This window comes from Sphingomonas sp. (assembly GCF_035555815.1).
In the GTDB taxonomy this organism is placed as follows: Bacteria; Pseudomonadota; Alphaproteobacteria; order Sphingomonadales; family Sphingomonadaceae; genus Sphingomonas.
Genome location: NZ_DATMGG010000114.1, coordinates 1 through 9,570, shown reverse-complemented (window position 1 = coordinate 9,570; position 9,570 = coordinate 1). Strand labels below are relative to the sequence as shown.

The 9,570-nt window shown below is 67.4% G+C and carries 10 protein-coding genes; 3 read left to right on the top strand and 7 right to left on the bottom strand.

What is annotated here, in order from left to right; translation table 11 throughout:
• Positions 1-188: 188 nt before the first annotated feature.
• The 3 genes from VNR91_RS06365 to VNR91_RS06355 all read right to left on the bottom strand — a co-directional run bounded on the left by VNR91_RS06365 (position 189) and on the right by VNR91_RS06355 (position 1,821).
• A complete protein-coding gene (locus VNR91_RS06365) occupies positions 189-506 on the bottom strand; it encodes a multidrug efflux SMR transporter (RefSeq protein ID WP_325489934.1) in 318 nt (105 codons plus the stop codon).
• 287 nt (positions 507-793) lie between these two features.
• On the bottom strand, positions 794-1,318 hold the full coding sequence (locus VNR91_RS06360; RefSeq protein WP_325489933.1) for a DUF177 domain-containing protein: 525 nt from the start codon (positions 1,316-1,318) through the stop codon (positions 794-796).
• On the bottom strand, positions 1,315-1,821 hold the full coding sequence (locus VNR91_RS06355) for a ubiquinol-cytochrome C chaperone family protein (protein ID WP_414712382.1): 507 nt from the start codon (positions 1,819-1,821) through the stop codon (positions 1,315-1,317). The genes VNR91_RS06360 and VNR91_RS06355 overlap by 4 nt, the downstream gene beginning before the upstream one ends.
• 109 nt (positions 1,822-1,930) lie before the next feature.
• Here VNR91_RS06355 and VNR91_RS06350 point away from each other — a divergent pair, with 109 nt between their 5' ends.
• The 3 genes from VNR91_RS06350 to VNR91_RS06340 all read left to right on the top strand — a co-directional run bounded on the left by VNR91_RS06350 (position 1,931) and on the right by VNR91_RS06340 (position 4,198).
• Positions 1,931-2,395, top strand: coding sequence for an outer membrane protein assembly factor BamE (locus tag VNR91_RS06350; protein ID WP_325489931.1), 465 nt, complete (start codon positions 1,931-1,933; stop codon positions 2,393-2,395).
• Between the two features lie 112 nt (positions 2,396-2,507).
• Positions 2,508-3,026, top strand: coding sequence for an RcnB family protein (locus VNR91_RS06345; RefSeq protein WP_325489930.1), 519 nt, complete (start codon positions 2,508-2,510; stop codon positions 3,024-3,026).
• A 371-nt stretch (positions 3,027-3,397) separates the two neighbouring features.
• Positions 3,398-4,198, top strand: a complete 801-nt coding sequence (locus VNR91_RS06340) for a TorF family putative porin (protein WP_325489929.1) — start codon at positions 3,398-3,400, stop codon at positions 4,196-4,198.
• A gap of 72 nt (positions 4,199-4,270) precedes the next feature.
• Here the strand turns inward: VNR91_RS06340 and VNR91_RS06335 are convergent, their stop codons facing one another.
• The 4 genes from VNR91_RS06335 to VNR91_RS06320 form a co-directional block, all read right to left on the bottom strand.
• Positions 4,271-4,687 (bottom strand): DUF3035 domain-containing protein, encoded by a 417-nt coding sequence (locus VNR91_RS06335; RefSeq protein ID WP_325489928.1) that lies wholly within the window; start codon positions 4,685-4,687, stop codon positions 4,271-4,273.
• A complete protein-coding gene (lspA, locus tag VNR91_RS06330; RefSeq protein ID WP_325489927.1) occupies positions 4,680-5,186 on the bottom strand; it encodes a signal peptidase II in 507 nt (168 codons plus the stop codon). The genes VNR91_RS06335 and lspA overlap by 8 nt, the downstream gene beginning before the upstream one ends.
• A 1-nt stretch (position 5,187) precedes the next feature.
• On the bottom strand, positions 5,188-8,133 hold the full coding sequence (gene ileS, locus VNR91_RS06325) for an isoleucine--tRNA ligase (protein WP_325489926.1): 2,946 nt from the start codon (positions 8,131-8,133) through the stop codon (positions 5,188-5,190).
• Between the two features lie 294 nt (positions 8,134-8,427).
• Complete coding sequence (locus tag VNR91_RS06320; protein WP_325489925.1) at positions 8,428-9,357, bottom strand: bifunctional riboflavin kinase/FAD synthetase; 930 nt, start codon at positions 9,355-9,357, stop codon at positions 8,428-8,430.
• Positions 9,358-9,570: the final 213 nt, after the last annotated feature.

Genomic DNA, 9,570 nt, shown 5'->3' with positions numbered 1-9,570 from the left:
GCGGCAGGCGGCAGGGAAGGGACGACCACGTCGGGTACCTGGGCGGGGTTCGGCACCTCTATGGCGGTGCGGATGAAGATCCGCTCAACCCTTGCCACCCTCCGCGTCGGCTGTGGGCGCGCGACGACCAGTACTCCGGCCAGCCACGGCCCAGATGTTGGGGGTGGCGGTGACCCGGCCGGGTCGCGCTATTGGCTGGTCAGCTTCATCAGCACGATGCCGGCGAGGATCAGCAGAGCTGCGACGATCCGCGCGGCGCTGACCGATTCGCCCATGAAGGCGATGCCGACCACGAACGCGCCGACCGCGCCGATGCCGGTCCACACCGTATAGTCGGTGCCGAGAGGCAGGGTGCGCATCGCGGCGGCGAGAAGCGCGAAGCTGGCGATCAGCGTGACCGCCATGACCGTCGTCGGCAACGGGCGGGAGAAGCCGTGCGACAGCTTCATCGCGGACGCCCAGATAATTTCGAGCACACCAGCGGAAATGAGTAAAATCCACGCCATGACGACGTCTCCCTGAAGACGCCGGGCCGTCCCGGACCTGGACCCTCGGCAAGGGGGAGGGCGTGGCCTCGCATCCGCAATCTAGGGTGCACACCGCCGCACGGCAATATCGCCGTTGGCGTCAAGGTGAGGTCCCACCGATCGGGATCGCCATGGCGCGGGCGCGCCCGCTGCGATCTAGCCGTCCCGCGCGCCGCGCTGGATCGCGTTGCCCGGCCCCGACGCGGCGCACCGCGAAGCCGTGTAGAGCCAGAGAACTGGATGCCGGAACTGAACGTCGACCCGCCCTAGTTTCCCAGCTTGTCGCGCAGCGCGGCAAGACCGCCGAACGGCCCCGCTTCCTCCTCACTGATCACGCCCGCCTGCTTGAGCGCAGCAGCGGCGCCGGGGCTGCGCGGGAACGGATCGAGCGACAGCAGCAGCGTCTCCGCCGCTGCTTCCCCCAGATCGATCGCGCTGCCGGTGAAGAACACCGTGTCGCAATCGTCGGCGTCGAGGTCGACCTCGTCGGCGGCACCGTCGGGTTCCGGCAGGAAACGCAGCGCGAAATCCTCCTCGATCCGGACCGGCAGCGGCGCTTCGGTGACGACGCACGCCTGCGTCACCGCCGCCGACAGATGTCCGCGCGCGACGATTCCTGTAGGATCGCGGCGCAGGATGAAGCTGGCGTCGAGCCGATCGATCGCGATCAGGCCGAACCGCGTCGCCAGCGCGGTGCGTTCGGAAGGCTCGGCGGAGACGGTAGTGCCGACATCGCCCGCGCCGATCGCGTCGAGCCGGTAGGGCCGGGAAAATTCGGGCGCCGCGTTCATGGCAACCGCCCCGCCGCCAGATCCGCGAACGCCGTCGTCGCCAGCGCGCGGTTGAATGTCATCAGCCCGTCGCGGACATGCGTCAACGCCGCCGGTGCGGGCGAGTGATCGCGATAGAGGTTGCGGACCAGCGCGGTGTCGATCGATCCGGAGGCCAGCCCTGCGCGATAGGCGCCCAGCCGGCCCCCCAACATGCTCATCATCCGCCCGATATGCTTGCCGACGGTGACGTCGCCGATCCCGATCTCGCGCAATTGCGGGTCCATATCGTCGACGAAACGTTCCGCCAGCGCGACGCCGGTGGCCTCCGCACCCGGCTCGGCTTCCAGCCGCAGCAGAACGAGCGAGAGAATCGCCGCGATCATATCGAACCGCCCGTCGATGCTGTCGGCCACGCCACCGGCGACATACCAATGCGATTCGCGCCCGCGCGCGACCACCGCCGCATAGAGCGCGGTCGCTTCATCCTGTTTTCGGCCCAGCAGCCGATCGATCCATCCCACGTCCAACGCCCTTGAAAAATGCGGCGGCTTGTTCGCCGCTGCGTCACCGCATATTGAGGCGAGCGACGAAGGATGCAAATCCCGCGTCGGTATCGTCCCGGAGAGTTGCATGTCCCGTCCCGCCGCCATCCTGCTTATCGCCGCCGCCGCGGGGCTTGCGGGCGCCTGCACGCCCTTGCGTGGGCACCAGGGCTATGTGGTCGATGCCGACCTCGTCAATTCGGTCCAGGCCGGAGTCGACAATCGCGATTCGGTGGCGCGGGTGCTGGGCAGGCCGACGATCGCCGGGCAGTTCAACGATCGCGACTGGTATTATGTCGCGCGCGATACCCGCAATCTGGCGTTCAACAGCCCGCGCCCGGTGCGTCAGGTGACCATCCACGTCAATTTCGACGCCAATGGCACGGTGACCGCGATCAACCGCACCGGGATCGAACAGGTCGCGTCGATCAGCCCGATGAGCGACAAGACGCCGACGCTGGGCCGCAAGCGCGGATTCTTCCAGGACCTGTTCGGCAACATCGGCACGGTCGGCGCCGGTGCCGGTGCGCCGGCGGGCGGCAACGGTCCCTGATTCGGCTTTCAATTGCCTGACAACCGCGTTCGACCGTGGTTCAAATTGCACCCTCCATACGTTGAAGGACCGATGCGGCATTCGAGCCGCACTGGAACTGAAGGAGGAATTTATGCGCAAGGTCATGATGACGGCGCTGATCGCGGCGGTGGCGATGCCGGCCATGGCGCCGGTTGCCGCCAGCGCACAGTCGCGTGGGGAGATCCGGCGCGACGCGCAGGACGTCCGGCAGCAGCAGCGCGAGCTGCGCGACGCCCAGCGCCGGGGCGATCCCCGCGATATCCGCAACGAGCGCCGCGACGTGCGTGATGCCCGGCAGGAATTGCGCGAGGACGTGAACGACCGCAATCGCCGTTGGGGACGTGACGACTGGCGCGGCAACCGCGACCGCAATCGCGCGCTCTATGCCCGTGGCAACTGGCGCGCGCCGTTCCGCTACAACAGTTTTCGCACCGGCGTGCGGATCGCACCGAACTATTATGGATCGCGCTACTGGATCAGCGACCCGTGGCGCTATCACCTGCCGCCGGCCGGCAGCTATCAGCGCTGGGTCCGCCATTATGACGACGTGATCCTGGTCGACACCCGTCGCGGTGTGGTGGTCGACGTGATCCGCGGCTTCTACCGTTAAGGGGTAAGCCCTTCCCGTTCGGCCGCGTCGCAGATAAGCGGCGGCGCGGCCGGGCGCCGGGAGGGACGCCGATCCCGAAAGGGGTGGGACCGCCAGGCGCAACGCGCAGGCCGCGCTTTGGTTCGTCTGGCCGCCCAGTGTTCAGGTGATTGTCCAGCGGGTGTGTGGCGGCCGCTACAGCCAAAGGCTGATCGTTGCCGCATTGTTGCGCGACGGACACAACGGGCCGGAAATCTCTCCACACCATCGTTTCCTGGTTGTGCAGTGCAATATCATCGTGCACATCCGGGGCGTCCGGCAAATCGCGCGCACGACGACGCGGTATCCGGGCACGCAGGCGGGAACCATCGACCCATTCAAGGAGTCTCTCGATGCGTTTCTCGACTCTCGCGCTCGGCTCGATCGCGTTCCTCGCTGCCTCTCCCGCCATCGCGCAGGACGAGACGGCCCCGCCAAAGCCGATCACTGTGACCGGCGGCGTCACCCTCGTCACCGATTATCGTTTCCGTGGCGCGACCCAGACCAACGAAGGTCCGGCGGTGCAGGGCACCGTCAACGTCAACCACGCCTCGGGGCTGTATGCCGGCACCTTCCTGTCGTCGATCGATGGCGGGGCGGACGGCAGCACACCCGCGCTGACCAACTATGGCGGGGTCGAGGTCGACCTGTATGGCGGCTTCACCAAGACGCTGCCCAGCGGCCTCGGCTTCGACGTCGGCCTGCTCTATTACTGGTATGCGGACGGCGCGAAGAGCGTGAACACCGATTTCTTCGAGCCCTATGCGTCCGTCAACTACACGCTGGGGCCGGCGAATGTGAAGGTCGGCGCCAATTATGCGTGGGGCGGGCAGAGCGGGCTCGATTTCACCACCGGCAAGGACGACAGCCTGTATATCTATGGCGAACTGGGCGTCGGCATCCCCAGCACGCCGGTGACGCTGAAGGGCCATCTGGGCCGCAGCGACGGCTCGCTCGGGCTGCTCAATCCGGGGGCGGATGACAGTTACACCGACTGGTCGATCACCGCGGAAGCGGTCGGCGGGCCGTTCAAGGCCGGGGTCAGCTATGTCGACACCGACATCAGCAACGGCGCGGTGCCCGGCATCGGCCATTTCGCGCAGCGGCTCGGCCGTGGCTCGACGGTGCTTGGCTACATTGGCTTCAGCTTCTGACGATGTCTGTCAGGTGAACCGATCGACGGCGGCGTCCCGATGGGCGCCGCCGTTTTTCGTTTCCGGCTTTCGTTACTGGCCCCCGGCGCTCGCGCGGGCCGACTGGCCGTCGCCTTCCGGCGCGGCGATGATGTCGCGGGTGGTCGATCCCTTGTCGACGACATTGGTCTGCGGATCGCCCGCGCCCGAACGGATGCCGGCGTCGGCGATGTCGCGGCCGGCGGCGTTGAGCGCGCTGGTCTCACTGTTGCTGCGCGGAGCGGTGCCGCCGAACAGCGCATCGAGCGCCTGGTTGGCGGGGCCGGTATCCTGCGGACGCGGCGCGCCCGGTTGTGGCGGCGTCAGCGCGAAATCGGGGGGGATCACCAGCGGAGCCTGCCGCGCGACGGCGAATTCGTCGGGCCGGGCGCGATCATAGCCGCGATTGCCGCAGCCGGTGAGCGCGACCGCGGCGATGCCGACGGCGGCGAGGGTCAGGGCCTTACGCATTCAAACTCTCCCGAGGAGCAGGCTTCTCGCGCACGAACAGCGCGCGCGCGAGCAGGATCAATACGCCGATGGTAATCGCGGCGTCGGCGACATTGAAGACCAAAAACGGCTGCCAGTCGCCGAAGTGGAGGTCGGCGTAATCGACGACATAGCCCAGCCGCACCCGATCGAGGATGTTGCCGAGCGCGCCGCCGAGCACCAGCCCGAGCGCGATCAGGTCGACGCGATTGTTCTCCCGCGTCATCCACCACGCGACGCCGCCGGCGATCACCGCGGTCAGCGCGACCAGCGCCCAGCGCATCGCATCGCTTTCGGCGCGCAGCATCCCCAGCGACACGCCGACGTTCTGGACGAAGCGCAGGTCGAAGATCGGCAGGACGGTGAGCGATTCGCCGGGCACGTCCAGCCCCAGCGTACCGACGACATACCCCTTCACCGCCTGGTCGACGACGAACAGGATGAGGGCGACGATAAAGCCGGTCAGGCGGGCGCGATTCATATCAGTCAACTACTTCGGCGCAGCGGTCGCACAGCGCGCCTTCCTGCGCAACCTCGGGCAGGTGCCGCCAGCAGCGGCCGCACTTTTCGTATCCGGTGCGGGTGACGGTGATCTCCGGCCCCTTGCTCACGCGGGCGACGATGAAAACCTCGGCCAGCCCGGCCTCGTTCAGCAACTCGTCGGGGACGGTGACCTCCGCCTCCAGGCTGGATCGGATCACCTTGTCGCGACGATACGGCTCGATCGCCTCGGTCACCCGCTCGCGCAGGCGGCGGACGTCGGCCCATTCGGTGCCGACCGGGCGATCGGCGGGCAGCCTGGGCAGTTCGGGCCATTCGAGGAAGTGGACCGATCCGTCCTCGCTGGGGAAGCGGGCCTGCCACGTCTCCTCCGCCGTGAACGGGATGATCGGCGCGGCGTAGCGCACCAGCGCGTGGAACAGCACGTCGAGCACGGTGCGATAGGCGCGGCGCTTGGTATCGGCCGGCGCGTCGCAATAGAGCGAATCCTTGCGGATATCGAAGAAGAACGCCGACAGATCGTCCTGTGCGAACTCGGTCAGCGCGCGGGTGTAGCGGTTGAACTCATAGGCCTCCGCCGCCGCGCGCAGCTCGACGTCGAGCTGGCCGAGCCGGTCGAGGACATAGCGTTCGAGGTCGGGCATCTGCGCGACCGGCAGCTTTTCGGCGTCGGTGAACCCGTCGAGCGCGCCCAGCAGGTAGCGGAAGGTGTTGCGCAGCTTGCGATAGGCGTCGCCGGTGCCCGCCAGCACTTCCTTGCCGACGCGGACGTCATCGAAATAATCGGTCTGCGCCACCCACATCCGCAGGATGTCCGCGCCCGATTCGCCGATCACCTTCAACGGATCGACGACGTTGCCGAGGCTCTTCGACATTTTCCGCCCGTTGCCGTCGAGGGCGAAGCCGTGGGTCAGCACCGCGTCATAGGGCGCCCGCCCGCGTGTGCCGCTGCTTTCGAGCAGCGACGACTGGAACCAGCCGCGATGCTGGTCCGATCCTTCCAGATACAGGTTGGCGCGCACGCCCTCGCCGTAACGCGCCTCGATCACGAAGGCGTGGGTGGAGCCGGAATCGAACCACACGTCGAGGATGTCGTTGACCACCTCATAATCCGCGAGGGCGTATTTGGGGCCGAGCAGCGCCTGATGATCGGCGCCGAACCACGCGTCGGCCCCGCCATTGCGGAAGGCGGCGACGATGCGGTCGTTGACCTCGGCATCACGCAGATATTCGCCGGTCTGGCGGTGGACGTAGAGCGCGATCGGCACACCCCACGCGCGCTGGCGGCTGATCACCCAGTCGGGGCGCCCTTCCACCATCGACCGGATGCGGTTCTTGCTGCGCTCCGGCACCCAGCGGGTGCGCTCGATCGAGTCGAGCGCCAGCTCGCGCAGCGTCGGGCCGTTGCCGGAGGCGAAGCCGGCGGTCGGCTCGAACCCGGCGACGCCGTTGAACGCCGGCACCTCGATCGGCTCCATCGTCGTCGCGGTGTCGCTGTCGGCGCGGTCCATAGGGATGAACCACTGCGGCGTCGCGCGGAAGATGATCTTGGCCTTTGAGCGCCACGAATGCGGATAGCTGTGGGCGAAATCGTCCGACGCGGCGAGCAGCGCGCCAGCCGCGCGAAGATCGGTGCAGATCGGGCCGTCCGAAGCGACGAACTTCTTGTTGATGACGCTGCCCTGTCCGCCCAGCCACAGCCAGTCGGGTCGATACATGCCCGCGCCATCGACCGCGAACACCGGGTCGATGCCGTGCGCCTTGCACAGCAGGAAGTCGTCCTCGCCATGATCGGGCGCCATGTGGACGAGGCCGGTGCCGGCGTCGGTGGTGACGAAATTGCCGGGCAGGAACGGGCGGGGCCTCGCGAAGAAACCGCCGAGATGGTGCATCGGGTGACGGGCAACGGCGCCGGCGAGTTGGGAGCCTTTGATCACGGACCATTCCGCGGCCGGCGTATACACGATTTCAGAGCTACCGTCGTCGCGCCGTGCCAGCTCCCTACGCCAACGATCTAGGAATGCCGTTATCAGCGGCTCCGCGATGAGCACCTGCTTGCCATAGAATTTTTCAACTGCGTCGTTCTCTCGAAACTCGCCGCGCTGGTGTGCATCAAGACGCAAATCGACCAAGGCGTAATCGACGTTCTCCCCATACGCCAAAGCCTGGTTCACCGGGATCGTCCACGGCGTGGTCGTCCAGATCACCGCGTGCGCGCCGACCAGTTCGGGCGCATTCGGCGCCTCGACGATCTCGAACGCGACGTCGATCTGGGTCGACACAACGTCTTCATATTCGACCTCGGCCTCGGCCAGCGCGGTCTTTTCCACGGGCGACCACATCACCGGCTTGGCGCCGCGATAGAGCTGGCCGCTCTCGGCGAACTTCAAAAGCTCGCCGACGATGGTCGCCTCGCTGTCGAAATTCATCGTCAGGTACGGGTCTTCCCAGTCGCCCATCACCCCCAGCCGCTCGAACTGTTCGCGCTGCACGCCCACCCATTTGGCGGCATAGGCGCGGCATTCGGCGCGGAACTCGGCTGGCGGCACCTCGTCCTTGTTGAGCTTCTTGGCGCGATAGGCTTCCTCGATCTTCCACTCGATCGGCAGGCCGTGGCAGTCCCAGCCGGGGACGTAGGGCGCGTCCTTGCCCATCAGCGACTGGCTGCGGACGATGATGTCCTTCAGCACCTTGTTCATCGCATGGCCCATGTGGATGTCGCCGTTGGCGTAGGGCGGGCCGTCGTGCAGGATGAAGCGTTCGCGCCCGGCGCGCTGCTCGCGCAGCCGGTCATAGATGCCGATCCGCGCCCACCGCTCCAGGATCGCCGGCTCCTTCTGGGCCAGGCCGGCCTTCATCGGGAAATCGGTCTTCGGGAGGAAGACGGTGTCGCGCCAGTCGCGCGGAGTGTCGGGTGCGTCGGTCATGGGAAGGCGGGCATTAGCGCCTGCGCGGGGCTGGCGGAAGCCTTCACGCGAGGGCGAGAAAAGAGGTGGCTCACGCGAAGGCGCGAAGACGCGAAGGGAATCAAGAAGATTGGTTCACGCGGAGGCGCGGAGACGCGGAGGGCGGGCATCCAGCCCCGCCGTCTCGCGTCAGCGAGACCTTGATATTTGTCGATCAGGCTTGGGTTGAGCGGCTGGTGACGCAGCCGGGCGCTATTCTCCGCGTCTCCGCGTCTCCGCGCGAACCATTCTTCGCGCCTTGCGCCTCTGCGCGAATCAATCGCGTGAGAGCATCATCCGCGCCGCGTCGCAATCCGCGGCGATCTGCGCCTTTAGCGAGTCCAGGTCGTCGAACTTCGCCTCCGGCCGGATGAAATCGACCAGATCGACCTCGACCTCCTGCCCGTAGAGGTCGCCGGAGAAGTCGAAGAAATAGGGCTCCAGCAGCTCGATCGGCGGATCGAAGCTCGGGCGGATGCCCAGATTGGCGGCGCCGTCGAGCACGCGCCCGTCGCCCAGTCGCCCGCGCACGGCATAGATGCCATACGCCGGCCGCAGATAGTTGCCGAGCGCGATGTTGGCGGTGGGAAAGCCGATCGCGCGCCCCAGCTTCGCCCCCGGCTGCACCACCCCGCGAATCGCGAACGGGCGGGTCAGCAGCCGCGCCGCGCCGCGCGGATCGCCACCGTGGAGCGCGGAACGAATCCGGCTGGAGGAGATCGTCGCGCCATCGAGCGTGACCGGCGCCACGATGTCGGTGGAGAAGCCGAGCAAATCCCCCAGCGCCGCCAGCACCATCGTGTCACCGCTGCGCCCCTTGCCAAAGGTGAAGTCCTCGCCCGTCACCACGCCGCCGGCGCCGATCCGACCGACCAGCCGCTGCTCGGCATATTCCTGCGCGGTCAGGCTGGCGAGCGCGGCGTCGAAGTCGAACACCAGCATCGCGTCGGCGCCGGCGGCGGCGAACAATTCCTGCCGCTGATCGAGTGTGGTCAGGCGGAACGGCGCGGCGTCGGGGGTGAAGTAGCGAATCGGGTGCGGATCGAAAGTGGCGACGATCGCCGGGCGCCCTTCCGCGCGCGCGCGTTCGATCGCGCGGCCGACCACGGCCTGGTGCCCCAGGTGAAATCCATCGAAATTGCCGAGCGCGACGATCCCGCCACGCAAATGGGCCGGCACCGCCGAGCTGCCGGAGAGCCGCTCCATGGCGCCGCCTTTGCCGCACGGCGGCGCATCGTGCAATCTCTAGCGGGCGGGCAGGGCTTCAGCGGGCCGGCCGGGCCACCATCCCCGCGCGCAACAGCCGCAGCACGTTGCCACCCATCACCTTCGCCACCTCGTCGTCGCTGAAACCGCGATCCTTGAGCGCCTGGGTGATCACCACCAGCTGGCCGGTATCGAACCCGGTGGTGACCGCGC